21 protein-coding genes are annotated in these 26,365 nt (G+C 71.7%); 9 read left to right on the plus strand and 12 right to left on the minus strand.

Going from position 1 to position 26,365, the window contains the following annotated elements:
• Positions 1 to 69: 69 nt before the first annotated feature.
• Both ACGF2V_RS15900 and ACGF2V_RS15905 read right to left on the minus strand, forming a co-directional pair.
• Positions 70 to 1,680, minus strand: coding sequence for a PucR family transcriptional regulator (locus ACGF2V_RS15900; RefSeq protein WP_362707986.1), 1,611 nt, complete (start codon positions 1,678 to 1,680; stop codon positions 70 to 72).
• A gap of 170 nt (positions 1,681 to 1,850) precedes the next feature.
• Positions 1,851 to 4,352, minus strand: coding sequence for an ATP/GTP-binding protein (locus tag ACGF2V_RS15905; RefSeq protein ID WP_362618674.1), 2,502 nt, complete (start codon positions 4,350 to 4,352; stop codon positions 1,851 to 1,853).
• A 295-nt stretch (positions 4,353 to 4,647) separates the two neighbouring features.
• On the opposite strand from ACGF2V_RS15905, the gene gabT reads away from it, so the two are divergent.
• Both gabT and ACGF2V_RS15915 read left to right on the plus strand, forming a co-directional pair.
• Positions 4,648 to 5,988, plus strand: coding sequence for a 4-aminobutyrate--2-oxoglutarate transaminase (gene gabT / locus ACGF2V_RS15910; RefSeq protein ID WP_362618675.1), 1,341 nt, complete (start codon positions 4,648 to 4,650; stop codon positions 5,986 to 5,988).
• Between the two features lie 147 nt (positions 5,989 to 6,135).
• The gene (locus tag ACGF2V_RS15915; protein WP_362707983.1) at positions 6,136 to 7,080 is read left to right on the plus strand and encodes a phosphatase PAP2 family protein; all 945 of its coding nucleotides are present in this window, start codon (positions 6,136 to 6,138) and stop codon (positions 7,078 to 7,080) included.
• Between the two features lie 78 nt (positions 7,081 to 7,158).
• Here ACGF2V_RS15915 and ACGF2V_RS15920 read toward each other — a convergent pair whose 3' ends face one another.
• The 7 genes from ACGF2V_RS15920 to ACGF2V_RS15950 form a co-directional block, all read right to left on the minus strand.
• Positions 7,159 to 7,620 (minus strand): hypothetical protein, encoded by a 462-nt coding sequence (locus ACGF2V_RS15920; RefSeq protein ID WP_362618680.1) that lies wholly within the window; start codon positions 7,618 to 7,620, stop codon positions 7,159 to 7,161.
• A gap of 228 nt (positions 7,621 to 7,848) precedes the next feature.
• Positions 7,849 to 9,270 (minus strand): FAD-dependent oxidoreductase, encoded by a 1,422-nt coding sequence (locus ACGF2V_RS15925; protein WP_362707980.1) that lies wholly within the window; start codon positions 9,268 to 9,270, stop codon positions 7,849 to 7,851.
• Between the two features lie 58 nt (positions 9,271 to 9,328).
• On the minus strand, positions 9,329 to 10,129 hold the full coding sequence (locus tag ACGF2V_RS15930) for an ABC transporter permease (protein WP_362618683.1): 801 nt from the start codon (positions 10,127 to 10,129) through the stop codon (positions 9,329 to 9,331).
• Positions 10,129 to 11,058, minus strand: coding sequence for an ABC transporter permease (locus ACGF2V_RS15935; protein WP_362618685.1), 930 nt, complete (start codon positions 11,056 to 11,058; stop codon positions 10,129 to 10,131). The genes ACGF2V_RS15930 and ACGF2V_RS15935 overlap by 1 nt, the downstream gene beginning before the upstream one ends.
• On the minus strand, positions 11,055 to 12,212 hold the full coding sequence (locus ACGF2V_RS15940) for an ABC transporter ATP-binding protein (RefSeq protein WP_362618687.1): 1,158 nt from the start codon (positions 12,210 to 12,212) through the stop codon (positions 11,055 to 11,057). Before ACGF2V_RS15940 ends, ACGF2V_RS15935 begins: the two co-directional genes overlap by 4 nt.
• 181 nt (positions 12,213 to 12,393) lie before the next feature.
• Positions 12,394 to 13,644: a spermidine/putrescine ABC transporter substrate-binding protein gene (locus ACGF2V_RS15945; RefSeq protein ID WP_362618688.1), complete on the minus strand. Its 1,251-nt coding sequence runs from the start codon at positions 13,642 to 13,644 to the stop codon at positions 12,394 to 12,396.
• A gap of 42 nt (positions 13,645 to 13,686) precedes the next feature.
• Entirely contained in the window at positions 13,687 to 15,201 is a 1,515-nt protein-coding gene (locus tag ACGF2V_RS15950; protein ID WP_362618689.1) for a gamma-aminobutyraldehyde dehydrogenase, read from the minus strand.
• A 213-nt stretch (positions 15,202 to 15,414) separates the two neighbouring features.
• Between ACGF2V_RS15950 and ACGF2V_RS15955 the strand changes: the two genes are divergently transcribed.
• Positions 15,415 to 15,954, plus strand: a complete 540-nt coding sequence (locus ACGF2V_RS15955; RefSeq protein ID WP_362618691.1) for an NADAR family protein — start codon at positions 15,415 to 15,417, stop codon at positions 15,952 to 15,954.
• Between the two features lie 228 nt (positions 15,955 to 16,182).
• Here ACGF2V_RS15955 and ACGF2V_RS15960 read toward each other — a convergent pair whose 3' ends face one another.
• On the minus strand, positions 16,183 to 17,010 hold the full coding sequence (locus ACGF2V_RS15960) for a DUF4190 domain-containing protein (protein ID WP_362707977.1): 828 nt from the start codon (positions 17,008 to 17,010) through the stop codon (positions 16,183 to 16,185).
• A gap of 132 nt (positions 17,011 to 17,142) precedes the next feature.
• Between ACGF2V_RS15960 and ACGF2V_RS15965 the strand changes: the two genes are divergently transcribed.
• Both ACGF2V_RS15965 and ACGF2V_RS15970 read left to right on the plus strand, forming a co-directional pair.
• Positions 17,143 to 18,177 carry an adenosine deaminase gene (locus ACGF2V_RS15965; RefSeq protein WP_362707975.1) on the plus strand — a complete coding sequence of 345 codons (1,035 nt, stop codon included), beginning with the start codon at positions 17,143 to 17,145 and terminating at the stop codon, positions 18,175 to 18,177.
• Positions 18,178 to 18,398: 221 nt separating this feature from the next.
• Positions 18,399 to 19,196, plus strand: coding sequence for an SAM-dependent methyltransferase (locus ACGF2V_RS15970; RefSeq protein ID WP_362618697.1), 798 nt, complete (start codon positions 18,399 to 18,401; stop codon positions 19,194 to 19,196).
• A 90-nt stretch (positions 19,197 to 19,286) separates the two neighbouring features.
• Here ACGF2V_RS15970 and ACGF2V_RS15975 read toward each other — a convergent pair whose 3' ends face one another.
• Both ACGF2V_RS15975 and ACGF2V_RS15980 read right to left on the minus strand, forming a co-directional pair.
• A complete protein-coding gene (locus ACGF2V_RS15975) occupies positions 19,287 to 20,450 on the minus strand; it encodes an extracellular solute-binding protein (RefSeq protein WP_362618945.1) in 1,164 nt (387 codons plus the stop codon).
• A 205-nt stretch (positions 20,451 to 20,655) separates the two neighbouring features.
• Positions 20,656 to 22,095, minus strand: a complete 1,440-nt coding sequence (locus ACGF2V_RS15980; RefSeq protein WP_362618699.1) for a gamma-aminobutyraldehyde dehydrogenase — start codon at positions 22,093 to 22,095, stop codon at positions 20,656 to 20,658.
• A gap of 179 nt (positions 22,096 to 22,274) precedes the next feature.
• On the opposite strand from ACGF2V_RS15980, the gene ACGF2V_RS15985 reads away from it, so the two are divergent.
• The 4 genes from ACGF2V_RS15985 (at position 22,275) to ACGF2V_RS16000 (ending at position 26,300) form a co-directional block, all read left to right on the plus strand.
• Complete coding sequence (locus ACGF2V_RS15985) at positions 22,275 to 22,766, plus strand: Lrp/AsnC family transcriptional regulator (protein ID WP_362618700.1); 492 nt, start codon at positions 22,275 to 22,277, stop codon at positions 22,764 to 22,766.
• Complete coding sequence (locus ACGF2V_RS15990) at positions 22,751 to 24,130, plus strand: aspartate aminotransferase family protein (protein ID WP_362707972.1); 1,380 nt, start codon at positions 22,751 to 22,753, stop codon at positions 24,128 to 24,130. The genes ACGF2V_RS15985 and ACGF2V_RS15990 overlap by 16 nt, the downstream gene beginning before the upstream one ends.
• Positions 24,131 to 24,399: 269 nt before the next feature.
• On the plus strand, positions 24,400 to 25,137 hold the full coding sequence (locus ACGF2V_RS15995) for an ATP-binding cassette domain-containing protein (RefSeq protein ID WP_362618705.1): 738 nt from the start codon (positions 24,400 to 24,402) through the stop codon (positions 25,135 to 25,137).
• A complete protein-coding gene (locus ACGF2V_RS16000) occupies positions 25,119 to 26,300 on the plus strand; it encodes a hypothetical protein (RefSeq protein WP_362707970.1) in 1,182 nt (393 codons plus the stop codon). The genes ACGF2V_RS15995 and ACGF2V_RS16000 overlap by 19 nt, the downstream gene beginning before the upstream one ends.
• Positions 26,301 to 26,365 lie beyond the last annotated feature (65 nt).

Raw genomic sequence — 26,365 nt, forward strand, 5'->3', positions numbered from 1 at the left:
GGGGCGCCGGGGCGCGCCGTGGACGTCGGCGGGCCCGGGGAGGGGCGGCGGGCGGGCCGGACGCCGACGCTATGCCTCGTGCTTCGACGTCCCGTGGCCCGGCGGGGTGCTCGTGGCCTTCAGCGCCAGCCACAGCTCCATCCGCACGTCCGGGTCGTCCAACGAGCGGCCGAGGATCTCCTCCACCCGGCGCATCCGGTAGCGCAGGGTGTGGCGGTGCACGCCCAGGTCCGCCGCGGCGGCGTCCCACTGGCCGTGGTGGGAGAGCCAGGCGCGCAGCGAGGCGACCAGGTCGCCGCGTCCCTTCGCGTCGTGCTCCCGCAGGGCCCTGAGCATTCCGTCGGCGAAGGCGCGTACGGCGTCGTCCGCCAGCAGCGGCAGCACGGAGCCGGCCACCAGTTCCTCGTGCTCCACCAGCGCCCTGCCCCGGCGCCGGGCCACCGACAGGGCCTGCTCGGCCTGTTTGTACGCGGCCGGGACGGTGGTGGGGCCCGCCGGTGCGGAGAGGCCCACGACCACCCGGTCGTCCTCCGTCGTCGCCGGTTCGCGCGTCGGTCGCGCCTCACGGGGCTCCCTGGCCTCCTGGGCCCGCGCATATGCCGTGCAGGCGGCGACCACCGCTCCCCCGTCCGCGGCGAGGACGACGAGCCGTCCGCCCTCGGGCACCGCCAGCAGCGCCTCGCCGGTCCGGAAGGCCGCGGCCTCCAGCGCCTCGCCCAGCGCCACCGGCGCGCGGGGGCCGTCCGCCTCGGCGATGAGCAGCCGGAACGGGGCGTCGAGCAGCTCGCCGTGCAGATCCCCGGCGACGGCCCTGGCGTGGTCCGGCAGGCCGGCGAGCAGCATCCGCAGCACCGCCGCGCCCAGCCTCTGCTCGGCGCCCTGGAGGGAGCGGGAGCGGGCGGTGGTGAGGGTCAGCAGGGCGACCGCGGAGTGCACGGCGTACCGCTCGGCGGTGCCCAGTGCCGCGCCGGTGCCGACGGCCAGCGCGCCCCGGACCCGGCGGCCGGTGCCCAGGGTCTGGAGCTCGACCCGGTCGTCGGTACTGCCGACGACCACACTGGCCGGGGCGGGGCGTTCGCGCAGCCGCTCCACGTCGGGCGTGAGCCGGGCGGCCCGGCGGGCTGCCCACTCGGGGGCCGCGGCGACGACGGCGCCCGAGGTGTCGTAGAGCGCGGCCCAGCCGTCGACGTGCGCGGCGAGCCGGGCGAGGAGTTCACCGGGGCCGTCGCCCGACAGCGCGGCCTTCGTCAGCTCCCGCTGGGCGGCGAACCCGGCCGTCACCGCCCGGTACTGCTCGGCGGCGATCGCCGAGGAGACGGCCTTGGCGATGGCGATGAACGGGGTGCGGCGCGGCACTTCGAGCAGCGGGAGGCCCGCCTCCTCGGCTGCGTCGATCAGGGCCCGGGGCACCTCGTCGTAGTTGACGCCGACGGCGAAGCCCAGGCCGACGACCCCGGCCCCGGCCAGCCGCCGCACGTACCGCCGCATCGCCTCGGGGTTCTCGGCGTCCAGGTTGGTGGCGGTGACGAGCAGGAACTCGCCGCCCTCCATGTACGGGACCGGGTCGGGCAGCTCGCTGGCGTGGGCCCAGCGGACGGGCACGTCGAGCCGGCCCGCCCCCGCACGCACCCTGAGTCTGAGCGCCGAGTGCTGGACGAGCGAGGCGAGAGTGGGGGTCATGGGGACCGTGGGACCTCGGGCAGTCGTTCTTCGCCGTCCCGTACGAACGGCCGCACTCAATTCTGCCAGGACGGCGCAGTCCGCCGCGACGGCTCGGCCGCACCAGCACGATCCCGCGCACGGACCGGGGCCGCCCCGTGCGCCTTCGCTCGGGCTCTGTACGCCTTCGGTCAGTCGCCCAGCCGCACCAGCAGGGGCGGCGCGTGCTCGCCGTCGACCGTCGTCAGGGAGAGGACCGCGTGCCCCGGGGGCAGTTCGTAGGCGAGCGCGGAGGCGGACCAGCGTTCGCGTTCCACCTGCCGCACGGTCACGGCGTCGACGGTGACCGCCTTGCCGGTGGCGAGCTTGCGCAGCGCGTGCATGGCCCGGGTGAACGGCTGGTCGGCGAAGACCCCGTGCTGGGCCACCTCGCGGACCGAGACCCATTCCTTGCCCCAGGTCTCCGCGAACCGCTTCCCGTCCCACGTGGTGACGCCCGAGAAGATCATCCCGCAGCCCACCGCGCCCAGCAGGGACGCGTGCAGGCCCTCGGGAACGTCGTCGATGGTGCGCAGCGCGAGCACCGCACCGGCGTTCAGCGGCCTGAGACCCCTGAGCCCCTGGACGGTCCGGGCGGTGATGGTGTGGGTCGCGTCGTCCAGCACCAGACAGGCGAAGACCGACCGGTCGGCCCGGGTCTCGGCCATCGCGTTGAACTGCGCGAGGACGAGGCGGGCCAGCACCCTGGACGCTGCGGCGTGGGCGCGTTCGGGGAGGTCGATCCGGACCCTGAGCGGATGCTGTCCGAGGGCACGGAGGGAGAAGGGCCGGGCGTCCTCCCCGGTCGCGAAGAACCCGGCGAACGCGGGCCGGTCGAGGAGGGCGACGCGGTCGGCGAGCACTGACGCGGGGTCTCCCCCGGCGCCCGCCTGCCGGATCCGGGCATCGAGCTCGCGGAGCATCGCGGCATGACCCCCCGCCTCCAGCGCGCGCCGCAGTCCGCCGAGGGCCGTCTCGTCCCCCGCGAGCAGTTCCCGCAGTTCGGGGACGGGCGGGAAGTGTCCGTGGACCGTCCGGTAGGGGCCGAGCAACTGCCCCAGCGCCAGGGCCGCGCGCCGTCCGTCCAGCTCGGGAACGTCTCCGGCCAGCCCTTCCGCGAGGGTGGCCGCGGCCTCGTCGGGATCGGTCGATCCGCCGTACAGGTCGAAGTCGTGGACGGACGAGGGGTCGCCGATCCTGACGACGACGTCGTACGCGTCGTCGGGGCCCAGGGGCGTGCCCGCGGCGCCGACGGCGAGCACCGCCGCCTCGCCCGTCAGTGCCTGGAGGGCCAGCGTCTCCACGACGGGGCGCACCAGCCCCGTCGTCTTGCCCGCTCCGGGCGGGCCGACCGCCAGCAGGGACGTCCCCAGCACGGCGGGGTCCAGGGCGACGCCCGAGCCGCGGCGCGCGTAGGGGTTGCGTTCGTCGTCCGCGCAGCCGCCGATGCGGACCTGTCCGGTCAGCAGGTCGTGGCGGGCGGCGCGCAGGGGGAGGTCGCGGCGGCCCGAGGGGTGCAGGAAGGCGTCGGCGCCCCGGCGCACCACCGTCTCGTCGAAGGACGCCGGGCCGTCGTGACGGGACCGGGCCCGCGTCCAGGCGTGCTGGACGCGCACGCAGTCCACGTCGTTGAGGCGTCCGGCGCGCACGGCCGAGGCGAGCACGTCCGCCGCGGCGGTGAGCCCCGCGGCGCGCAGCGCGGGCCACTGAGCGGCGTCCGTTCCAAAGACGGGCGACGGGCCCTGCCCGGTCGCCGGTGGGACGGCCGCCGCAGAGGCGGCTGCCGGGCGGTCGCCCGCCGGACGCGTGGCCGCGCGGCGCGCCGACCGGGCGCGGAACGCGGCCTGCCAGCGTCCGGCCCGGGCGAAGGGCCATACGACCGCGGCGACGACCAGGGCGTACGCCCCGTAGGCGACCAGCGCCGCCAGATACGCGCTGCCGCCGCCCTGCAGCCAGCTCTGCGGGATGAGGTAGAAGACGACGTCCAGCAGGGGCACCGTGCCGTTCCAGACCAGCCACAGGGCGAACAGGGCCCCGAGGCCCGAGATCCACAGCCGGGCCCGGTCCGTGTTCGCTCCCGCCCAGTGACGCAAGAGCCCGGACCAGTGCCCGACGCGAGCGGCCCAGAGCCCGGCGAGCAGCACCAGCGCCTGGTAGTAGAGCGTCTCCACGCTGTACGCGGCGGCCGGGACGTAGCCCGCCCGCAGCGTCTCGAACACCCACCAGTCCCCCGGCGTGAGCGCCACCAGGGGCACCTTGACGTACGGGATGCGGAAGTCCGCGAGCAGCGCCCAGACCAGCAGCCAGAGGCCCAGGGTGATCAACGGCCCCAGCAGGGAGGGCCGGGGCGGCTTCTCGGCGGGGCGCGGCACGTATCCGTACCGCCAGATGCCCGGCGCGGCGGCGGGGCGCAGGGTGTTCAGCCACTCGGCGACCGACGGCCCGGCGGGGGGAGGTCCCGCGGGCATCGGCGGCGCGGCCGGGGGCGGCCCCGCGGGCCTGGGCGGGACGGCGGGCGGCGGTCCGGCCGGGCGCGGCACCGGATGCCGGGACGCGCCGGGAGCGATGTGCGCCCGTTCCGGCGCGTCCTCGTCCCGCGCACCGTGCACGTCACCGCCCACGCCCCGCGCGCCCTGCACGTCGTCGCTCTTCATGAACCGTTGCCCCCCTGACCGGCCGGGTCCGTCCGCTGCCCCGGTCAATCTAGTGCCCCTCCCGGCAACGTCCGCCCCGCGCGCCGCCCGGCGCGCACGGCGGTTGCGGCGGGGCTCCCGGACGGCGGCCGTACGGGCGATGTTCCGGCGTCCCGGGACCCTGTCCCCGTGCGTGCTATGTCCGCGACGGACAACGCCGCGCGGCCACCACTCCCGAACGGAACATGCCGGACGTCCGGTCACGCCCCTAGCCTGCAGGCAGAGAAGCGTCCCAAACACCCCACAGGAGCCCCGCATGACCTCTCTTCCGCAGGAGCGCCGCCTCGTCACCGCCATTCCCGGCCCGAAGTCGGTGGAGCTTCAGGCCCGCCGTACCGCGACGGTGGCCGCAGGCGTGGGCTCCACCCTGCCGGTGTTCGCCGCGCGCGCCGACGGCGGGATCATCGAGGACGTGGACGGCAACCGTCTGATCGACCTCGGTTCCGGCATCGCCGTCACGTCGGTGGGCGCCTCCGCCGAGGCCGTCGTACGCCGCGCGTCCGCCCAGCTCGCCGACTTCACCCACACCTGTTTCATGGTCACGCCGTACGAGGGCTACGTCGAGGTCTGCGAGCGGCTCGCCGAGCTGACGCCCGGTGACCACGCCAAGAAGTCCGCGCTGTTCAACTCGGGCGCCGAGGCCGTCGAGAACGCCGTCAAGATCGCCCGCGCGTACACCAAGCGCCCCGCGGTCGTCGTCTTCGACCACGGCTACCACGGCCGCACGAACCTGACGATGGCGCTGACCGCCAAGAACATGCCGTACAAGCAGGGCTTCGGCCCGTTCGCGCCCGAGGTCTACCGGGTGCCGGTGGCGTACGGCTACCGCTGGCCGACCGGTGCCGAGAACGCCGGGGCCGAGGCGTCCGCCCAGGCCATCGACCAGATCACCAAGCAGATCGGCGCGCAGAACGTCGCCGCGATCATCATCGAGCCGGTGCTCGGCGAGGGCGGGTTCATCGAGCCGGCCAAGGGCTTCCTCCCGGCGATCGCGCAGTTCGCCAAGGACAACGGCATCGTCTTCGTCGCGGACGAGATCCAGTCCGGCTTCTGCCGTACCGGCCAGTGGTTCGCCTGCGAGGACGAGGGCATCGTCCCGGACCTGATCACCACCGCCAAGGGCATCGCGGGCGGTCTGCCGCTGTCCGCCGTGACCGGCCGCGCCGAGATCATGGACGCCGCGCACGCCGGCGGCCTCGGCGGCACCTACGGCGGCAACCCGGTGGCCTGCGCCGGTGCGATCGGCGCCATCGAGACGATGCGCGAGCTGGACCTGAACGGGAAGGCGAAGCGCATCGAGGAGATCATGAAGGGCCGGCTCGCCGAGATGCAGGCGAAGCTGCCGAACGGCGACGTCATCGGCGACATCCGCGGTCGCGGCGCCATGATCGCGATCGAGCTGGTGAAGTCCGGTTCGAAGGACCCGAACCCGGAGGCCGCCGCGAAGCTGGCCAAGGCGTGCCACGCGGAGGGCGTTCTGGTCCTCACCTGCGGCACGTACGGCAACGTCCTGCGCTTCCTGCCGCCGCTGGTCATCGGCGAGGACCTGCTGAACGAGGCGCTCGACATCCTCGAACAGAGCTTCGGAAGCATCTGACCCGTGCGACCCCCGGCCCGGTCCGCGGCCCTGCGCGCGGGGACGGTCCGGGGGCCTCGTGAGGGCTGTGAAGAACGTGTGCGGGGCCGATGGCGGGATCCGATTCCGGCTGTCGGTCCCCCTCCGGCTGCCGTACGGTTTCGGCAGATGAGAGAAACACCCCGCCCGCAGGGGACTGCGGGCGACGCCGGGCCGGAGCTTTCCCGGCACCGTCCCGGCCGTGCCTTCGCGCACACCACTGGAGCCTTCGGCTCCGGAACTCCTCACCGATCGGATGACCGCTCGCCCCAGACCCCCCGGGGCGCGCGGTACACCGGTCCGGCCGGCCGTCCCGGAACCTCCCCCCCTGTTCCGGGACGGCCGGCCCTTCTCGTTTTCCTGGCCTCGGGTCTTCTGGCCCTCTTCGCGCTCGTCACCTGGCAGGTCGCAACCGACGGGCCGCTGCGCGGGGCGGACGAGCGGGCCGCCCGGGCCGTCGTCGGACACGGCCCCGCCCCGCTGACCGAATTCCTCGCCGATCTCGGCAACACGCAGGTCGCGCTCCCCGTGCTGGGGTGCGCGATCGTGTGGGCGCTGCTGCGCGGGGAGCGACGCGGAGCCTTGTACGCGGCACTCGCCATGGCCGCGGTGCCGCTGCTGATCGTCCCGTTGAAGCACTGGATCGCCCGCCCCGGGCCGCTGACCGCGGCCACCGGCTACTACCCCTCCGGCCACGCGGCGACGGCCGCGGTGGCGTACGGCGCGGCGGCGCTGCTCGCCGCGCGGTGCCTGCGGGGAGCGCGGGGCACAGAGGACACGCGGGACCCGGCGGGCGTGCGGGGCGCGCTGCGGACATGGATGATGCCCGTCGCCGCCGTCGTGCTGACCACGGGGACGGGCATCGGTCTGGTGCTGCGCGGCTACCACTGGCCGCTGGACGTGCTGGGCAGTTGGTTCCTGTCCGGGCTGCTGCTCCTGCCGTCGGCCCCGGGGGGCCGCGCCGGGCGCGGGACGGGCTCCGGAGGGCCTGGGCGCCGCGCCGGGCGCGGGGGCGGCCGAAACAGGTGTCGAAGTTCTTCGAGAGCTCCCCGTTGTCGAAGCGGTCCCAGTTGACCGACCACGTCATCAGCCCGCGCGTCGCCCGTGACTGGCACTTCCCCGCAGCGCCACCGCCCACTTCCTGACGTTATGTCATCTCCGGCCTCTCTCGGCCCTGACGGCCGCCGCTTCGTGCATGGCGAGTTCGAGGAGTGCCGCGTCGTTGAGCGTTCCCGAACCGTCCGGCGGAATCAGCCAGCGCACTGCGCCGACGACCCGTCGGCCCGGATGCGGCACGACGATCCAGGTGCCCCGGCCCGCACCGCGCACCCCGGTGCCGATCCAGCCGTCGACGGTGCCCGGCGGCACGAAGAAGCCCGTGCGGGCGTCGCCGAAGTCGCAGAGGACCGGCCCCGGCCGGTCGACGAGACGGGTGAGCACGTCGAACGTGGGATGCCCCAGCTCCCCGGGAAGAATCAGCACGTCCCAGCGCCTGCCTGCGGGAAGGAGCGCGACCCCCCTGGGATCGCGCTCCCACACCCACCGACAGGCGTCCGGGTCGGGCGCCACCGACACGAGCCACTTGACCGCTGCCCCGACCCCCGCGCCAGCCATGACCGGCCCTCCGTTCCGCATCGACCGGCTCCGTGTCGCCGGTGCGTCCACACGGGGAGAGAGGGGTGACGCCGTTCCATTACGCGAGTTGACCGCCCAGTGACAGTGATCCGGGTCACACCACCGAGCAGCCCGTTCGCCGTTCGGTCCGCTCGTGGAGCGACCGGTTCGTGCGTCGGCCTGTCCGCCGGACCCCGTTCACGGGGCGACCGGCTCGCGCGTCGGCGTTCAGCTGTCGAAGCCGAGCCCCAGCCGGTCCATGGTCCGCAGCCACAGGTTGCGGCGCCCGCCGTTGGCGTCCGCCCTGGCCAGGGACCTCTTGGTGAGTTCGATCCCGGCCCAGGCGAAGGGCTCCGGCGGGAACGGCATCGGCTTGCTGCGTACCATCTCCAGGTCGGTCCGCTCGTTGCGCGCACCCGCCAGCAGGTCGAGCGTCACCTCGGCCCCGAACCGGGTGGCCCCCACGCCGAGCCCGGTGTACCCGGCGGCGTAGGCGACCCTCCCCCGGTGGGCGGTGCCGAAGAACGCGGAGAAGCGGGAACAGGTGTCGATCGCCCCGCCCCAGGCGTGGGTGAAGCGGATCCCGGCCAGTTGCGGGAAGCACTCGAAGAACTGGTCCGCGAGCTTGTGGAAGGTCTCCGGACGCTGGTCGAGGGCGGCGCTCAGCCGACCGCCGTACGGATAGATCATGTCGTAGCCGCCCCACAGGATCCGGTTGTCCGCCGACAGCCGGAAGTAGTGGAACTGGTTGGCGCTGTCCGCCAGCCCCTGCCGGTTTTGCCAGCCGATCGATTCGAGCTGTCCGGCGCTGAGCGGTTCGGTCATCAGCGCGTAGTCGTAGACCGGGACGGTGTACGGGCGCACGCGCCTGACCAGCGACGGGAAGACGTTCGTGCCGAGGGCCACGTGCCGGGCGAACACCCTCCCGTGCCGGGTACGGACGGTCATTCCCCCGCCGGCCCCGGCCAGTGAGAGGCCGGGAGTGTTCTCGTACATCCGCACGCCCAGCCCGAGACAGGCCCGCTTCAGGCCCCAGACCAGCTTGGCGGGGTTCAGCATGGCGACCCCGCGCCGGTCCCACAGCCCGCCCAGGAACGTGGGCGAGTCGACCTCGGCGCGCACCGCGTCGCGGTCCAGGAACTCCAGCCCGGTGAAGCCCTGCCGCTCGGCCTCCTCGTGCCAGGTGCGGAGTTCCTCCAGCTGGTGCGGCTGCGTGGCGATATCGATCTCGCCCGTGCGCTCGAATTCGCAGTCGATGGTGTACCGGGCGACGGCCTCCTCGATGGCGTCGAGATTCCGCGCGCCCAGGTCCTCCAGCTTCTCGATCTCGTCGGGCCAGCGCTCCAGGCCGTTGGGCAGGCCGTGCGTCAGGGAGGCGGCGCAGAATCCGCCGTTGCGCCCCGAGGCGGCCCAGCCCACCTCGCGACCCTCGATCAGGACCACGTCCCGCGCCGGGTCGCGTTCCTTGGCGATCAGCGCGGTCCACAGGCCGCTGTAGCCGCCGCCGACGACGAGGAGGTCGCAGTGCTCGTCACCGGTGAGCGCGGGCAGCGCCTCGGGCCTGCCGGGGTCGTCCAGCCAGAACGGTACCGGGCTCGTGTCGGAGAGTGAGAGTGATGATGCAGCGGTACGCATGGCTTCTGGGGCCATGGTTTCCAACTCCTTCGGGGCTTTCCGTAGCGCGCCCGCGTTCGCCGTCCGTCGGACGTCAGCGGGCGCTGTTCCTCCGCCGGTTCGCGATGAGCTGGCCGGCGACGACCACCAGGACGGCGATGACGAACATGGCCGTTCCGATGACGTTGATCTGCACGGGCGTGCCGCGTTGCGCCGATCCCCAGACGAACATGGGGAAGGTCACGGTCGAGCCCGCGTTGAAATTGGTGATGATGAAATCGTCGAAGGAGAGCGCGAAGGCGAGCAGCGCTCCCGCCGCGATCCCGGGGGCGGCGATCGGCAGCGTCACGCGCAGGAAGGTCTGCACGGGCCCCGCGTACAGGTCGCGGGCCGCCTCCTCCAGCCGCGGGTCCATCGACATCACCCGCGCCTTCACCGCCGTCACCACGAAGCTCAGGCAGAACATGATGTGCGCGATGAGGACGGTCCAGAAGCCGAGCTGCGCCCCCATGTTGAGGAAGAGCGTGAGCAGCGAGGCGGCCATGACGACCTCGGGCATCGCCATCGGCAGGAAGATCAGCGAGTTGATCGCGCCGCGCGCCCGGAAGCGGTAGCGGACCAGGGCGAACGCGATCATGGTGCCCAGGGCGGTCGCCCCGAGCGTGGCCCAGGCGGCGATCTGGAGGGACAGCGACAGCGAGCCGCACATGTCGGCGACTCCGCACGGGTCCTTCCAGGCGTCCGTGGAGAACTGCTGCCAGGCGTAGTTGAAGCGCCCCTTCGGCTTGTTGAACGAGAACACCATGACGACGACGTTCGGAAGGATCATGTACGCGAGGGTCAGCAGACCCGCGATGACGACGAGGTTCCGTCGGATCCAGCGCAGTACGGGCATCAGACCAGGTCCTCCGTCCCGGAGCGGCGGATGTAGACGGTGACCGTGATCAGGACGACCGCCATGAGGATGAAGGAGAGCGCGGCCGCCGTCGGGTAGTCGAGGACGCGCAGGAACTGCGTCTGGATGACGCTGCCGACCATCTTGGTGTCGGTGGAGCCGAGCAGTTCCGCGTTGACATAGTCGCCGCTGGCCGGGATGAAGGTCAGCAGCGTTCCGGAGACGACGCCCGGCATGGAGAGCGGGAAGGTCACCTTGCGGAAGGTGGTGGCGGGGGTGGCGTACAGGTCGCCGGCCGCCTCGTGCAGCCTGCCGTCGATCCGTTCCAGCGAGGTGTAGAGCGGCAGGATCATGAACGGCAGGAAGTTGTACGTGAGACCGCAGACCACGGCCATCGGCGTGGCCAGCACCCGGTCCGACTCGGTCCAGCCGAGCCAGCTGGTGACGTCCAGGACGTGCAGGGTGTTCAGTACGTCGACGACCGCGCCGCCGTCCGCCAGGATCGTCTTCCAGGCCAGCGTGCGGATCAGGAAGCTGGTGAAGAACGGTGCGATGACCAGGACGAGGACGACGTTGCGCCAGCGTCCGGCCTTGAACGCGATGAGGTACGCGAGCGGGTAGCCGAGCAGCAGGCACAGGAGGGTGGCGGTGCCCGCGTAGAGCAGGGACCGGACGAACTGCGGGTAGTACTCCTTCAGCGCGTCCCAGTACGTCTGGAAGTGCCAGGTGACCTCGAAGCCCTTCTCGAGGGACCCGGTCTGCACGGACGTCGACGCCTGGTAGACGAGCGGCAGCGCGAAGAACACGACGAGCCACAGGATGCCGGGGAGCAGCAGCCAGTACGGGACGAGGCGTCTGCGGGCGGAGACCTTGCGGATCTCCGGTTCGGTGACGGGCGCGGCGGGGGGCGCCTCCTCGGTGACGGTCACGCCGCGTCCTCCACCGTCTCCACACCGGCGTCGATGTCCTGGTCGGCGTCGAGCCCGAACGTGTGCGCGGGGTTCCAGTGCAGGACGACCTCGGTGCCGTCCGTGAGTCCGGCGCGCCGCTCGATGTTCTGCTCGTACACCTGGAGCCCCGTGCCCGCCGGGCTGTCCACCATGTACTGGGTGGAGACCCCGATGAAGCTGGAGTCGGTGATCCGGCCGGTGACCCGGTTACGGCCGTCGGCTATCGCGTCCGCCTCGTCGGCGGGGACGACCGAGATCTTCTCCGGGCGCACGCCGAGCAGCAGCCTGCCGCCGTTCACGAGCGGAGCCGTACATCGCTCCCGGGGCAGTCGCAGCTTGCCGCCGCCGGCCGTCACGACGACATCGCCGCCCTCCGCGCCCACGGCGACGATCTCGGCCTCGATGAGGTTGGAGCTGCCGAGGAAGTTGGCGACGAACGTCGTCCTCGGGTTCTCGTACAGATCGGCGGGGGCGCCGAGTTGCTCGACCCGGCCCGCGTTCATCACCGCGACGGTGTCGGCCATGGTCATGGCCTCCTCCTGGTCGTGGGTGACGTGGATGAAGGTGATGCCGACCTCGGTCTGGATGCGCTTGAGCTCCAGCTGCATCTGGCGGCGCAGCTTGAGGTCGAGGGCGCCGAGCGGCTCGTCGAGGAGCAGCACCTGCGGGTGGTTGATCAGGGCGCGGGCGACGGCGACGCGCTGCTGCTGGCCGCCGGAGAGCTGGTGCGGCCTGCGCTTGGCGAAGTCCCCGAGCTGGACGAGGTCCAGCATGTCGGCGACCTGCTTCTTCACCGACTTGATGCCGCGCCGGCGCAGGCCGAAGGCGATGTTCTCGGCGATGTCGAGGTGCGGGAAGAGCGCGTAGCTCTGGAAGACCGTGTTGACGGGCCGCTTGTACGGGGGCAGGTCGGTGATGTCCCGGTCGCCGAGCAGGATCGTGCCGGTGGTCGCCTCCTCCAGGCCCGCGATCATGCGCAGGGTGGTGGTCTTGCCGCAGCCGGACGCGCCGAGGAGCGCGAAGAAGGAACCCTGCGGGACGGTCAGGTCGAGCGGTTTGACGGCGGTGAAGGAGCCGTACGTCTTGCTGATCCCGGTGAGGCGGACATCGCCGCCTGTCTGCTGCTGTGTCATGGGTCGCGGTCCCAGTGGTGTCAGGTCCCAGTGGTGTTCAGGGGAGATTCGGTCAAAAGGGGGTCGTGCGGCGGTGGGGACGGCCGGGAGCCGGTGGACGTGGTCACCGGCGAGGACGGCCGGAGCACCGACGCGTACGGCCGGAACGCCGAGGGAAGCGGCCGGGCTCCGGCAGGAGCGGTCAGGCTCCGATGAGCTTGGCGAACTTCTCCTCGTACGCCGTCTCCTCCTGCGCGCTGAGCGAGCGGAAGGCGTGCGACCTGGCGGCCATCTCCTCGTCCGGGAGGATCAGGACGTTGTCGGCCATCGCCTTGTCGATCTTCGCCAGCTCGTCGCGGACCCCGTCGACCGGGCAGACGAAGTTGATGTACGCGGCGAGCCGGGCGGCGACCTTCGGCTCGTAGTAGTAATCGATGAGCTTCTCGGCGTTGGTCTTGTGCCGGGCGTTCACCGGGACGAGCAGGTTGTCGCTGGATATGACGTAACCGGCGGCCGGGATGGCGTACTTGATGTCCGGATTGCCCGCCTGGAGCTGGATGATGTCCCCGGCCCAGGCGACGCAGGCGGCGATGTCGCCCTTGTCGAGGTCGGCCGTGTAGTCGTTGCCGGTGAAGCGCCGGATCTGCCCCCGATCGACGGCCTTCTGGATCCGGCCGATCGCGGCGTCGTAGTCGGCGTCGGTGAACGACCGGGGGTCCTTGCCCATGTCGAGCAGGGTCAGGCCGATGGAGTCGCGCATCTCCGAGAGGAAGCTGACCCGTCCCTTCAGCTTCGGGTCGTCGAGCAGTTGGGTGACGGAGTCGACCTTGCGGCCCCCGGTCGCCTTCGCGTTGTAGGCGATGACGGCGGGGATGCCCGCCCACGGGTAGGAGTGGGCGCGGCCCGGGTCCCAGTCCGGAGAGCGGAACTGGGCGGAGAGATTCGCGTAGGCGTGCGGCAGGTTCGACGCGTCGAGGCGCTGCGCCCAGCCGAGCCGGACGACGCGGGCGGCCAGCCAGTCGGTGACGCAGATGATGTCGCGTCCGGTGTCCTGGCCGGCCGCCAGCTGCGGCTTGACCTTCCCGAAGAACTCGACGTTGTCGTTGATGTCCTCGGTGTACTTGACCCGGATCCCGGTGCGTTTCGTGAACGCCTCCAGGGTGGGCCGGTGCTTGCCGTCGTCGGTGACGTCCATGTACTCGGTCCAGTTGGAGAAGTTCACCTGCTTCTCCTCGGCCGAGTGGTCGTCGGACGCCTCGGCGGCGTCCCCGTCCCGCTTCGCGGGCGGGATGCCGCACGCGCTCAGCATGCCCAGTCCGCCGATCGTGAGCGCCCCCAGGCCGGAGGCGCGGAGCAGCGACCGGCGGGCCAGGGCGCCCCGGCCGCCGGTCATGCTGCGCCGCATCGCGGCCACTTGGGCCGCGGAGAGGCGCTCGGGCGGGTAATGCTCCATACGCGTTGCCCTTTCGGATGGGTGAGGCCGGGGCCGGCCGGGCTATCGGTCTCCGAAGATCGTGCGGTGCCAGTCCTTGCGGGCGACCGCGGTGTTGTCGTACATGACGTGCTTGATCTGCGTGTACTCCTCGAAGGAGTACGACGACATGTCCTTGCCGAAGCCGCTGGCCTTGTACCCGCCGTGCGGCATCTCGCTGATGATCGGGATGTGGTCGTTGACCCATACGCAGCCCGCCTTGATCTCGCGGGTGGCGCGGTTCGCCCGGTACAGGTCGCGGCTCCAGGCGGAGGCGGCGAGTCCGTACGGGGTGTCGTTGGCGAGGCGGATGCCCTCGTCGTCGGTGTCGAAGGGCAGCACGACCAGGACCGGGCCGAAGATCTCCGACTGGACGATCTCGCTGTCCTGGGCGGCGCCGGTGATCAGGGTCGGCCGGTAGTAGGCGCCGTCCGCGAGGTCACCGCCGGGGGCCTCGCCGCCGGTGACGACGGTGGCGTACGCGCGGGCGCGGTCGACGAACCCGGCGACCCGGTCCCGCTGGATGTGACTGATCAGCGGGCCGAGGTCGGTGGACGGGTCGAACGGGTCGCCGAGCCGGACGGTCTCCATCAGCTCCGCGACACGGCGCACGAAGGCGTCGTACAGCGGGCGCTGGACGTAGGCGCGGGTGGCGGCGGTGCAGTCCTGGCCGGTGTTGATGAGCGCCCCGGCGACCGCACCGTTGGCCGCGGCCTCCGGGTCGGCGTCGTCGAAGACCACGAAGGGGGCCTTGCCACCGAGTTCGAGGTGGAGCCGCTTGACGGTGGAGGTGGCGATCTGCGCGACCCGCTTGCCGACGGCGGTGGACCCGGTGAAGGAGGTCATGACGACGTCGGGGTGGCCGACGAGGTGCTCGCCCGCTTCCTTCCCCGCACCGGTGACGATGTTGATCACGCCGTCCGGAATGCCCGCCTCGGTGGCCGCCTGCGCGAACATCAGTGAGGTCAGCGGGGTGATCTCGGCGGGCTTGAGCACGATGGTGTTGCCCGCGGCGATCGCCGGGAGGACCTTCCACGCGGCCATCTGGAGCGGGTAGTTCCAGGGCGCGACGGAGCCGATGACGCCGATCGCCTCACGGCGTACGTACGAGGTGTGGTCGCCGTCGTACTCGGCCGCCGACTTGCCCTCCAGGTGGCGGGCGGCGCCCGCGAAGAAGGAGGTGTTGTCGATGGTGCCGGGCACGTCGAACTCGGTGGACAGCTTGATCGGCTTGCCGCACTGGAGGGACTCGACGTACGCGAAGTCGTCGGCCTGCTCGGCGAGCACGGCGGCGAAGCGGTGCATCACCTCGGCCCGTTCGGCGGGCGTCGCGCCCGACCAGCCGGGGAACGCCTCGCGGGCGGCCGCGACGGCCGCGTCGACGTCGGCGGTGCCCGCCAGTTCGTAGGTGTACACCGTCTCGCCCGTGGCCGGGTCCACCACGTCGTGGCTGCGTCCCGATGTGCCGGGCCGCAGCTTTCCGCCGATGTACTGTGCGCCGTCCGCGAACCGGTCGCGCACCTGGATGCTGTTGCCCATGACGCTCTCCTCCGCCGCGTGCGCAGAAAGCGGGCGGCGTAGCTCCTTCTCGATTTGAGTGCCGATCCTGGCAGAGGCACTGAAGCCCAACAAGTGATTCCGTTGTTGCCTTTTGGTTACGCAACGGAATCCTTCGACCATGTGTCGCGTGGACGCGAAATTAACGGGACGGAGTGTCAGTGGCGGATGCCAGACTCGCATGCCATGGGACACATGGACGATCTCCTGGCGCGGACCCGGCGCGGCGAGAAGGTGAAGTACCTGCACTTCTGGGGGCACCGCCCGTTGCCCGACGGGCGCGTCGGCGCGAGCTGCCTGAGTCAGTGGTGGCCGTCGCCGTTCGAGGTCGACGGTGTGCGGTACGCGACGGCGGAGCACTGGATGATGGCCGCCAAGGCACGGCTGTTCGGTGACGCGGAGGCCGAGGAGCGGGCCGTGACGGCGAAGGGCCCGGCGCAGGCGAAGAAGGTGGGCCGGCTGGTCCGCGGTTTCGACGAGGCGCTGTGGGAGCGTGAGCGGTACGCCCTGGTGGTGGCGGGCAACGTCCACAAGTTCGGGCACGATCCGCAGCTGCGGAAGTTCCTGGTCGATACGGGGGAGCGGGTGCTCGTCGAGGCGAGCCCCCTGGACCGGATCTGGGGCATCGGGCTGGCGGCTGACGATCCGCGCGCCCGGGACCCGGAGACCTGGCGGGGGCTGAATCTGCTGGGGTTCGCGCTGATGGACGCGCGGGCGGCGCTGCGCGCGGGGTGAGCCGGCCCGCGCGCCGGACGGGCCGGGCCGGATCGTCGGCGCGACGGCGGCGAGGAGGAACGGGGAAGGCGGAGAGGAACGGGGAAGGCGAGGAAGCGGGCCGGTCGGCAGCCGGGCAGGAGGGCGGACGGGCCGAGGGGCTGCAAAGGAACGACGGCCGGGGCGCGGACGCCGGACGGGCCGATGCGCGGCCCGTCCGGCTGAGGTCGTGCCCCGTCCTGCCCCCGGCTACCGCGCGACGTCGACGACCAGTGACGTGGCGAAGGGATCGTCGTAGGTGGACTCGTCCTCGAACTCCTCGGCATGGGTGGCGAACGCCCAGATGAAGAAGGCGATGATCGCCGTGCCGAGGGCGATGCCGACGGACCCCATGATGATCCCGGCGAGCGCCTGGCCGTTGTTGTCGGCCTCGCCCCTCCGCACCCGCTTGCGGCCCAGGACACCGAAGATCAGGGCGAGCGTGCCCAGAACGATGCTCGGTATCCCGTACAAGCAGATCAGACAGATGGCCAGGATGCCGAGCACCATGGCCGCCGTGCCCATGCCGTTGGCCGGTGGAGGGGTGCCCCAGGCCACCTGGGGGTAGCCGGTGTACCCCGGGTACCCGTACCCGTACTGCGGGGCCGCCGCGGCGGGGTAGCCGTACTGCCCCACCGTGGGCGGGATCTGCTGCCCGGGCCCGTTCGGCGCGATCGGCGGAGGTGGTACCGCCCCGAACCCGGCGCCCGAGCCCGCCCCGAACCCGGCGCCCGAGCCCGCCCCGAACCCGGCGCCCGAGCCCGCCCCGAACCCGGCGCCCGAGCCCGGCGCGGACCCGGCCGGCGCGGCGGGGCCGGTGGCCGGCGCGGCCGGTACGGGCCCGTCGGCGGCTCCCGGCATCGAGGTGACCGTCGGCTGGTCGTGCGCGGCCGGCGGCCGGGATTCCCCGGTCGGCTTGCCCAGCGGCACCTTCCGCGGATCACCGGTCGGCTTGTCCAACGGCACCCTGCTGTCCGGCGGAGCCCACGGATCGTGCGACGCGGCCCCGTCCGCGGGCTGCTGTGTGTTGTCTGACATGGGCCTCCCCCATCGTGGTCCTGTCATGCTACGGCCCGTCCCGGTGCCCGGGGCCCCGCCTACGATGATGCCCGTCCCCCGCCCGGCCGCCCGCGCCGGCAGCCTCGCCGTCCCACGCCACCGGAGAGTCCGATGACCGATCTGCACCCCTTCATCGCGGGGCTGCCCAAGGCGGAACTGCATGTCCATCATGTCGGTTCCGCCTCGCCCCGCATCGTCGCCGAGCTGGCGGCGCACCACCCCGACTCCGAGGTGCCCACCGACCCCGAGGCGCTGGCCGACTACTTCACCTTCACCGACTTCCGTCACTTCATCGAGGTCTACCTCTCCGTCGTGGACCTGATCCGCACCCCGGAGGACGTCCGGCTGCTGACGTTCGAGGTCGCCCGTGACATGGCCCGCCAGAACATCCGTTACGCGGAGCTGACCGTCACGCCGTTCAGCTCGACCCGGCGCGGCATCCCGGAGCGGGCGTTCATGGAGGCGATAGAGGACGCCCGCAAGGCAGCCGAGGCGGAGCTGGGAGTGGTGCTGCGCTGGTGCTTCGACATCCCCGGCGAGGCCGGGCTCGAAGCCGCCGAGGAGACCACCCGGCTCGCCGTGGACCTGCGCCCCGAGGGGCTCGTCTCGTTCGGGCTCGGCGGCCCGGAGATCGGGGTGGAGCGCCCGCAGTTCAAGCCCTTCTTCGACCGCGCGATCGCCGAGGGCCTGCACTCCGTGCCGCATGCCGGGGAGACCACCGGCCCGCGGACCGTCTGGGACGCGCTGACGCATCTGCGCGCCGAGCGCATCGGGCACGGCACGCACTCCGTCCGCGACCCGGAGCTGCTCGCCCACCTCGCCGAGCGCCGCATTCCGCTGGAGGTCTGCCCGACCTCGAACATCGCGACCCGTGCGGTGGCCGACATCGAGCAGCACCCGGTGAAGGAGATGGTGCGCGCGGGGGTCCTGGTCACCATCAACAGCGACGACCCGCCGATGTTCGGCACCGATCTCAACAACGAGTACGGAGTGGCCGCCCGGCTCCTCGGTCTGGACGAGCGGGGTCTCGCGGACCTGGCGAAGAACGCCGTCGAGGCGTCGTACCTCGACCCGGCGGGCAAGCGGGCCCTGACGGCCGAGATCGACACCTATACGGCGGCCTGGCTGGAGCGGACCGCCCTGTGACGAACCGCTACCGGGGCGCCGCCGCGACCGCACGGCCGCCCGTCGGCGCCCCGGTGTCACCCTCCGCACGACCACCGGCACACGCCGGCCGTCACCCTCACCGCACGCCTGCCGGCCGCCCGTCCATCCCGCCTCCTGACGGCCCCTCGCGGCCGGTCCGGCATCATGGACGCAACCGCATCCGCCGCGATGCCGGCCCCGGGATTCAGAGGAGCAGCGCCGTGTCCGAACCGAACACCCCCCTTGCCGACCGCATCCGTTCCGACATCGCGCACAACGCACGGGTCTGGAACCACTGGCTCGGCGGGAAGGACAACTACCCCGTCGACCGGACAGTCGGAGACCAGGTCACCGGCATGTACCCGAGCATCGGCGAAGTGGCCCGCGCCGACCGGGCGTTCCTGGGGCGGGCCGTCCGGTATCTGGCCGGTGAGGCGGGGATCACGCAGTTCCTGGACATAGGCACCGGGCTGCCGACCGTCGACAACACGCACGAGGTCGCCCAGCGCACCGCCCCCGGCGCCCGCGTGGTGTACGTCGACAACGACCCGATCGTGCTCACGCACGCCCGGGCACTGCTCACCAGTGCCCCGGGAGGCGCGACCGAGTACATCGACGCGGACGCGCGCGACCCGGAGAAGATCCTGCGGGCCGTCGAACCGACGCTGGATCTGACGAAGCCGGTCGCGGTCATGCTGCTCGGCATCCTCAACTTCGTCATGGACACGGACGAAGCCCGGCGCATCGTGCGGACGCTGATGGACGCGATGCCGCCCGGCAGCTACCTGGCCCTCACCCACCCCACGACGGAACTGGGCGGCGAGGGCAACGAGGCGGCGATGCGGTTCTGGAACGAGAACGCCACCCCGCCGATCACCGCCCGCAGCCGCGCCGAGTTCGCCTCGTTCCTGACCGGGCTCGAGCTGGTGGAGCCGGGAATCGTCTCCTGCGCGCGCTGGCGTGCGGAGCCCGGCGCGGTGGACGTCGCCCAGTACGGCGCGGTGGCGCGCAAGCCTTAGCGGAGGCACGGGGTGCGGGAACGCGACCGGAATGTCCGGGAGCGTACCCAGGAGGCTTGGGGGCGCGCCCCACCGCCACTGCTCCGCGCCTCACAGGCCGACGACGGCGTTCCACCTCTTCGCGAATTCGGTGCGCTCCTCGGAGCTGATGTCGCGGGCGATGGCCAGGCGGCTGCGCATCGCGTCGTCGGGGAAGATCAGCGGGTCCTCGGCGAGCGCCGCGGTCTCCTCGTCCTTGGAGGAGGCCAGTACGTCGCGGGCGGCGGGGACGGGGCAGACGTAGTTGACCCAGGCGGCCAGCTCGGCGGCGACCTCCGGGTCGTAATAGTGGTCGATGAGCTTCTCGGCGTTGCGCTTGTGGCGGGCGAGGTTGGGGATCATCAGCGATTCCGCCCACAGCTCGGCCCCCTCCTCGGGGACCACGAACTCGATCTCCGGGTTGTCCGCCTGGAGTTGGATGACATCGCCCGAGTACGCCTGGCAGGCGAGCACGTCGCCGGTCGAGAGGTCCTTGATGTAGTCGTTGCCGGTGAAGCGGCGGATGTGCTTCTTCCGTACGAGCTTCTCGACCTGATCGCAGATCAGGTGGAAGTCGTCCCGCCGCCAGCGGGTGACGTCGACGCCGTTGCCCTGCATCAGGAGCGCGAACGCCTCGTCGAGCCCGGACAGGAGCGTCACCTTGCCGCGCAGGTCGTCCGCCCACAGGTCGTTCAGCTGCCTGATCTCGCGTCCGAGCCGCTTGCGGTTGTACGCGATGCCGGTGATCCCGGACTGCCAGGGGACGCTGTGCTTACGGCCGGGGTCGTAGGCGGGCGAGAGCAGTTGCGGGTCGAGGTACTTGGCGACATTGGGCTGCTTCGCCCGGTCCATCTCCTGCACCCAGCCGAGCCGCACGAACCGCGCGGCCATCCAGTCGCTGATGACGATCAGGTCACGACCGGTCTCCTGATGGTTCATCAGGGACGGGCTGATCTTCCCGAAGAACTCGTCGTTGTCGTTGATCTCCTCCGAGTACGTGACGGAGATCCCGGTGCGTTCGCCGAACGCGTCGAGGGTGGGCCGCTTCGAGGCGTCCTCGTCGTCGGTGTCGATGTAGAGCGGCCAGTTCGCGAAGTGCAGGGCGCGGTCACGGGCCGAGGTGTCGCGTCCGGCGCGGTCGCCGGGCTCCACGTAGGCGGCGGGCACTCCGCAGCCGGCCAGCGCGACACCGGTCGCCGCGGCCCCGAAGGAGCGCAGCAGGGACCGGCGGGACATCGGGTTCTTCGGGGTTGCTCGCATCCGCGAAGGATGCCCGCCGGCGGCGCCACGGACAATGGACCAACCGTCCAGCGGGACGCCCCCCGTCCGCACACCCTGTCCAGGCCGCCCGCCCGAAAGCCGACGCGGACGAGCGCGCGGACGCGGGCACGGACGGCGCAAGGGCGGCCCCGGGCATGCGCCCGGGGCCGTTGACGGAAGGTCAGCCGTCGAGCGAGGTCATGACGTGCTTGATGCGCGTGTAGTCCTCGAAGCCGTACGCGGAGAGGTCCTTGCCGTAACCGGACTTCTTGAATCCGCCGTGCGGCATCTCGGCGACGAGCGGGATGTGGGTGTTGATCCACACGCAGCCGAAGTCGAGGTTCTTGGACATCCGCATGGCGCGGGCGTGGTCCTTGGTCCACACCGAGGAGGCCAGCGCGTACTCGACGCCGTTGGCGTACTCCACGGCCTGCGCCTCGTCCGTGAACTTCTGGACGGTGATGACCGGGCCGAAGACCTCGTTCTGGATGATCTCGTCGTCCTGCTTGAGGCCGGAGACGACGGTCGGAGCGTAGAAGTAGCCCTTGTCGCCGACCCGGTGGCCGCCCGCCTCGACCCTGGCGTGGGCGGGGAGCCGCTCGATGAAGCCGCTGACCTGCTTCAACTGGTTGGCGTTGTTGAGCGGGCCGTACAGCACGTCCTCGTCGTCCGGCTTGCCGGTCTTCGTGTCGGCCGCGGCCTTGGCGAGGGCGGTGACGAACTCGTCGTGGATGGACTCGTGGACCAGGACGCGGGTGGCGGCCGTGCAGTCCTGGCCGGCGTTGAAGTAACCCGCGGTGGCGATTCCCTCGACGGCCTTGGCGATGTCGGTGTCCTCGAACACCACGACCGGCGCCTTGCCGCCGAGCTCCAGGTGGACCCGCTTGACGTCCTTGGAGGCGGACTCGGCGACCTGCATGCCGGCCCGTACCGAACCCGTGATGGAGGCCATCGCCGGGATCGAGTGCTCGACCATCGCGCGGCCGGTGTCGCGGTCGCCGCAGATGACGTTGAAGACGCCCTTGGGAAGGATCTGTCCGATGATCTCGGCGATCAGCACGGTCGACGCCGGGGTGGTGTCGGACGGCTTGATGACGACGGTGTTGCCCGCGGCGAGCGCCGGGGCGAACTTCCAGACGGCCATCATCATCGGGTAGTTCCACGGCGCGACCTGCGCGCAGACGCCGACCGGCTCGCGCCGGACGATGGAGGTGAGGCCCTCCATGTACTCACCGGCCGAGCGGCCCTCCAGCAGCCGCGCCGCGCCCGCGAAGAAGCGGATCTGGTCCACCATCGGCGGGAGTTCCTCGGTGCGGGTGAGCTCGACCGGCTTGCCCGTGTTCTCCGACTCGGCGGCGATGAGGTCCTCGGCGCGCTCCTCGAAGGCGTCCGCGATCTTCAGCAGGGCCTTCTGGCGCTCGGCGGGCGTGGTGTCGCGCCAGGCGGGGAAGGCCGCCGCGGCGGCCTCCATCGCGGCATCGACGTCGGCCTGGCCGGAGAGCGGCGAGGTCGCGTAGACCTCCTCGGTCACCGGATTGATCACATCGATGGTCCGCCCGTCAGCGGCGTCCCGGAACTCTCCGTCGATGTAGTTGCGCAGACGGCGCACCTCGGTGGTCACAACCACCCCTCCTGTCACACACGTCCTATGGGTGAGATGTCCAGCCTAGTCGCTCGGGTGTCGCTTTCGACATGCCCACCCACCCGGAACTTCGGATTCAGTGTGATCCAGACCCGCAGACAACGAATTTCATCGATCCGGGGTTGCCAGACCGACGAGTCCCGGTGCAGAGTGGATGTGTGGCCAGTCGCAGCGCAGACTCCAGGAACAGGAACGGATCGCCCCCCGCGGTCGATGCCGTGTCCCTCGCGATCATCGAGCAACTCCAGGAGGACGGGCGCCGCCCGTACGCCGCGATCGGCAAGGCCGTCGGCCTGTCCGAGGCGGCCGTACGGCAGCGCGTCCAGAAGCTGCTCGACCAGGGAGTGATGCAGATCGTCGCCGTCACGGACCCGCTCACCGTGGGATTCCGGCGCCAGGCGATGGTCGGCATCAACGTCGACGGCGACCTCGACCCCGTGGCCGAGGCGCTGTCGGCCATGGCCGAGTGCGAGTACGTGGTGATGACCGCGGGCTCCTTCGACCTGATAGTGGAGATCGTCTGCGAGGACGACGACCACCTTCTGGAAACGATCAACAAACGCATCCGGGCCATCCCCGGCGTGCGCTCCACCGAGAGCTTCGTCTACCTGAAGCTCAAGAAGCAGACCTATATGTGGGGAACCCGATAGCCGTGAGCAAGGACCTCAGCCGAACCGCGTACGACCACCTGTGGATGCACTTCACCCGCATGTCGGACTACGAGAACGCGCCCGTTCCCACCATCGTGCGTGGCGAGGGCACCTACATCTTCGACGACCAGGGCAAGCGCTACCTCGACGGCCTGTCCGGCCTGTTCGTGGTCAACGCCGGCCACGGCCGTCACGAGCTCGCCGAGGCGGCCTACAAGCAGGGTCAGGAACTGGGCTTCTTCCCGGTCTGGTCCTACGCCCACCCGAAGGCCGTCGAGCTGGCCGACCGCCTCGCCGACTACGCGCCGGGCGACCTCAACAAGGTCTTCTTCACCACCGGCGGCGGCGAGGCCGTCGAGACCGCCTGGAAGCTGGCCAAGCAGTACTTCAAGCTCCAGGGCAAGCCGACCAAGTACAAGGTCATCTCGCGCGCGGTCGCCTACCACGGCACCCCGCAGGGCGCCCTGTCCATCACCGGCCTGCCGGCGCTGAAGGCCCCCTTCGAGCCGCTGGTCCCCGGTGCGCACAAGGTCGCCAACACCAACATCTACCGCGCCCCGATCCACGGCGACGACCCGGTGGCCTTCGGCCGCTGGGCCGCCGACCAGATCGAGCAGCAGATCCTCTTCGAAGGCCCCGAAACCGTCGCCGCGGTCTTCCTGGAGCCGGTGCAGAACGCCGGTGGCTGCTTCCCGCCGCCGCCCGGATACTTCCAGCGCGTGCGCGAGATCTGCGACAAGTACGACGTGCTGCTCGTCTCCGACGAGGTCATCTGTGCCTTCGGCCGCCTGGGCACCATGTTCGCCTGCGACAAGTTCGGTTACGTGCCGGACATGATCACCTGCGCCAAGGGCATGACCTCGGGCTACTCCCCCATCGGCGCCTGCATCGTCTCGGACCGCGTCGCCGCGCCGTTCTACGAGGGCGGCAACACCTTCCTGCACGGCTACACCTTCGGTGGGCACCCGGTGTCCGCGGCGGTCGGCCTCGCCAACCTCGACATCTTCGAGCGCGAGGGCCTCAACCAGCACGTCCTGGACAACGAGAACGCCTTCTTCACCACCCTGCAGAAGCTGCTCGACCTGCCGATCGTCGGCGACGTCCGCGGCAACGGCTACTTCTACGGCATCGAGCTCGTGAAGGACAAGGCCACCAAGGAGACGTTCACCGACGAGGAGACCGAGCGCGTCCTGTACGGGTTCCTCTCCAAGGCGCTCTACGACAACGGCCTGTACTGCCGTGCCGACGACCGCGGCGACCCGGTCGTCCAGCTCGCGCCGCCGCTGGTCTCCGACCAGTCGACGTTCGACGAGATCGAGGGCATTCTGCGCAACGTCCTGACGCAGGCGTGGACCAAGCTCTGACCGGCAGATCCGTCCGCCGCCCGGCCACGGACCGGCCGGCGGACGCAATCCGGTGCCCGACCGCTGCCTGACGACCGCCCGCCCGGCAGCCGTCCCCCACGGTCCATGACGGCCCGGGTGCACCCATTCGAGTGGGAAGGGGTGCACCCGGGCCGTGTGCTGTGCCCAGACCCCGGTCCGGGTCCCTACGGTGCCGAGTGACCGATCGGCCCCCGCAACGTTCCCCCGTACGGGGGACGGGACTTACGATCTGAACCGAGGTGTACGCCATGGTGGCCCCGCCGGACAACGACGTGATCTGGGCGCGTTCCCTCCAGCACTCCTACAACGGCTCGCCCGCGCTCGGCGGAGTCTCCCTGGGCGTCCGCGACGGCGAGATCCTCGCCGTGACCGGTCCCAGAGGCAGCGGCAAGACGACCCTGCTGCACTGTCTCTCCGGCCAACTGGTGCCCCAGCAGGGCGAGGTGTGGTTCAACAGCGCCCCCGTCCACACCATGGGCCCCCGGCTGCGCGAACGGCTGCGCCGCGACAGGTTCGGCTGGATCGCCCCCGTACCGCAGCTCGTCCCGGAGCTGAGCGCCTGGGAGAACGTGGCGCTCCCGCTGCTCTTGCGCGGCGCCACGCACCGGGAGGCGAAGAAGACCGGCCGGGAGTGGCTGGAGCGGCTCGACATCGGCGCGTGTGCCAAGCAGCGACCGCACACCCTGCTCCAGGGAGAGCGCCAGCGGATCGCCGTCGCCCGCGCACTGGCCACCTCACCGACGGTGATCTTCGCCGACGAACCGACCGCGGCCCTCCACCGCGCGGACCGCGCGTATGTGCTGCGCACCCTCACCAGCGCGGCCCGCTCGCACCACATCACGGTGGTGCTCGCCACCCATGACCCGGAGGTCGCCTCCCTCGCCGACCGTACGGTCCCGCTGCTGGACGGCCGCCGCGTCGCCACCGTCGCCCTGCCCGCGGTACCCGAGGCGGAGGGCCACGCGGCGTGCTCGCTCTCCGTCTAGCCCGGGGCTCCCGTCCGCTGGTCCTGCTGCGCAGGCTGCTCGTCGCGGCCGCCTCCGCAGGGGTCGGCTTCCTGCTGCTGTGCGCCCTGGCCTACGCGTCCGGGCACCCGGACCGGTCCGGCGCGGCGGCGCTGCGGCTGCTGTGGTGCCTGGTACCGCTCGTCGCCGCCGTGCAGTTCGCGGTGGCGGTGGCCCGTACGGATCCCAGCACCCGGCCGCGTTCGGGACTGTCCGCCGTGGGCCTGGGGCCCGTGAAACTCACCGTGCTGGCCGCCGTCTCCACCGCCGTCTCCTGCACGCTCGGATCGGCCGTGGCGCTGCTGCTCGTCCTGCACCTGCGCGGCGATCTGTCCGGGCTGCCGTTCGACGGCGCCGCGGCCGGGCTGCTCGACGCCCGGTCCCCGCTGCCGCTCGCCGCCGCGGTGGTGCTGCTGTCCCTGGTCCCGGTGTGCGCGGCGACTGCGAGCGGGCTCGCGTTGCGCAACAGGCCCGTCGTGGTCCCGTTGCCGGACAGGAGCTCCGCGGACGGACCGCAGGAGGAACAGCCCGTTCCGGCGACGCCCCCGAGCGGGCTGCCGTGGGGCGTGGCCCTGACCGCCGTCGGTCTCGCCGTCGAGGCGTACATGAGCCGCGGTGACGGGCGCAGTCTGCTTCCGCTCCCGGGCCGGCTCGACGACACCCCGGCCGGTGTGCTGGCGGGATGGACGCTGACGGCCGTCGGCCTGGCGATGGCCGGGCCCGGCCTGGCGTACCACTGCGGCCGACTGCTGCAATCGGCGCGCCCCGGCGCCGTACGACTGCTGGCCGGACGGGTGCTGATGGACGAGGCGCGCCGGATCGGCGGGCCGCTCGGCGTGGTGTGCGCGGTGCTCTCGGCGGTGGTCGCCGTGTACGCGCTGCACGGAACGGGCCCGCTCCTCTTCGGCCCGCTCACGACGCTGGGGGCGGTGCTCGTCCTCGGCTGCACGACGGCCACGCTGCTGACCTGCGCCCTGGAGGCGAGGCAGGACCGCGCCCGGACGTCCAGGGCACTGCTGCGGCTCGGTGCCCCGGCCTCGGCGCTGCGGTGCGCCACGGCCCTGCGCGCCACCGTCCTGCTCGTGGTGTTCGCCCCGCTGACCTGGCTGGTCGCCGAACTGGCGGCGCTGCCGCTGACCGTCTGAGGAGGCGGGCGCGTCCACAACGCCGCGACCCCGGATCCGCGGGCGGGGCGGGGTCGCGGCCGACG

It is taken from the genome of Streptomyces sp. NPDC047982 (assembly GCF_043204165.1).
GTDB lineage: Bacteria > Actinomycetota > Actinomycetes > Streptomycetales > Streptomycetaceae > Streptomyces.

Coding starts and splice junctions, on each gene's coding strand:
- ACGF2V_RS15900 (WP_362707986.1), bottom strand. CDS start 1,680: ATGACCCCCACTCTCGCCTCGCTCGTCCAGCACTCGGCGCTCAGACTC.
- ACGF2V_RS15905 (WP_362618674.1), bottom strand. CDS start 4,352: ATGAAGAGCGACGACGTGCAGGGCGCGCGGGGCGTGGGCGGTGACGTG.
- gabT (WP_362618675.1), top strand. CDS start 4,648: ATGACCTCTCTTCCGCAGGAGCGCCGCCTCGTCACCGCCATTCCCGGC.
- ACGF2V_RS15915 (WP_362707983.1), top strand. CDS start 6,136: ATGAGAGAAACACCCCGCCCGCAGGGGACTGCGGGCGACGCCGGGCCG.
- ACGF2V_RS15920 (WP_362618680.1), bottom strand. CDS start 7,620: ATGGCTGGCGCGGGGGTCGGGGCAGCGGTCAAGTGGCTCGTGTCGGTG.
- ACGF2V_RS15925 (WP_362707980.1), bottom strand. CDS start 9,270: ATGGCCCCAGAAGCCATGCGTACCGCTGCATCATCACTCTCACTCTCC.
- ACGF2V_RS15930 (WP_362618683.1), bottom strand. CDS start 10,129: ATGCCCGTACTGCGCTGGATCCGACGGAACCTCGTCGTCATCGCGGGT.
- ACGF2V_RS15940 (WP_362618687.1), bottom strand. CDS start 12,212: ATGACACAGCAGCAGACAGGCGGCGATGTCCGCCTCACCGGGATCAGC.
- ACGF2V_RS15945 (WP_362618688.1), bottom strand. CDS start 13,644: ATGGAGCATTACCCGCCCGAGCGCCTCTCCGCGGCCCAAGTGGCCGCG.
- ACGF2V_RS15950 (WP_362618689.1), bottom strand. CDS start 15,201: ATGGGCAACAGCATCCAGGTGCGCGACCGGTTCGCGGACGGCGCACAG.
- ACGF2V_RS15955 (WP_362618691.1), top strand. CDS start 15,415: ATGGACGATCTCCTGGCGCGGACCCGGCGCGGCGAGAAGGTGAAGTAC.
- ACGF2V_RS15960 (WP_362707977.1), bottom strand. CDS start 17,010: ATGTCAGACAACACACAGCAGCCCGCGGACGGGGCCGCGTCGCACGAT.
- ACGF2V_RS15965 (WP_362707975.1), top strand. CDS start 17,143: ATGACCGATCTGCACCCCTTCATCGCGGGGCTGCCCAAGGCGGAACTG.
- ACGF2V_RS15975 (WP_362618945.1), bottom strand. CDS start 20,450: ATGTCCCGCCGGTCCCTGCTGCGCTCCTTCGGGGCCGCGGCGACCGGT.
- ACGF2V_RS15995 (WP_362618705.1), top strand. CDS start 24,400: ATGGTGGCCCCGCCGGACAACGACGTGATCTGGGCGCGTTCCCTCCAG.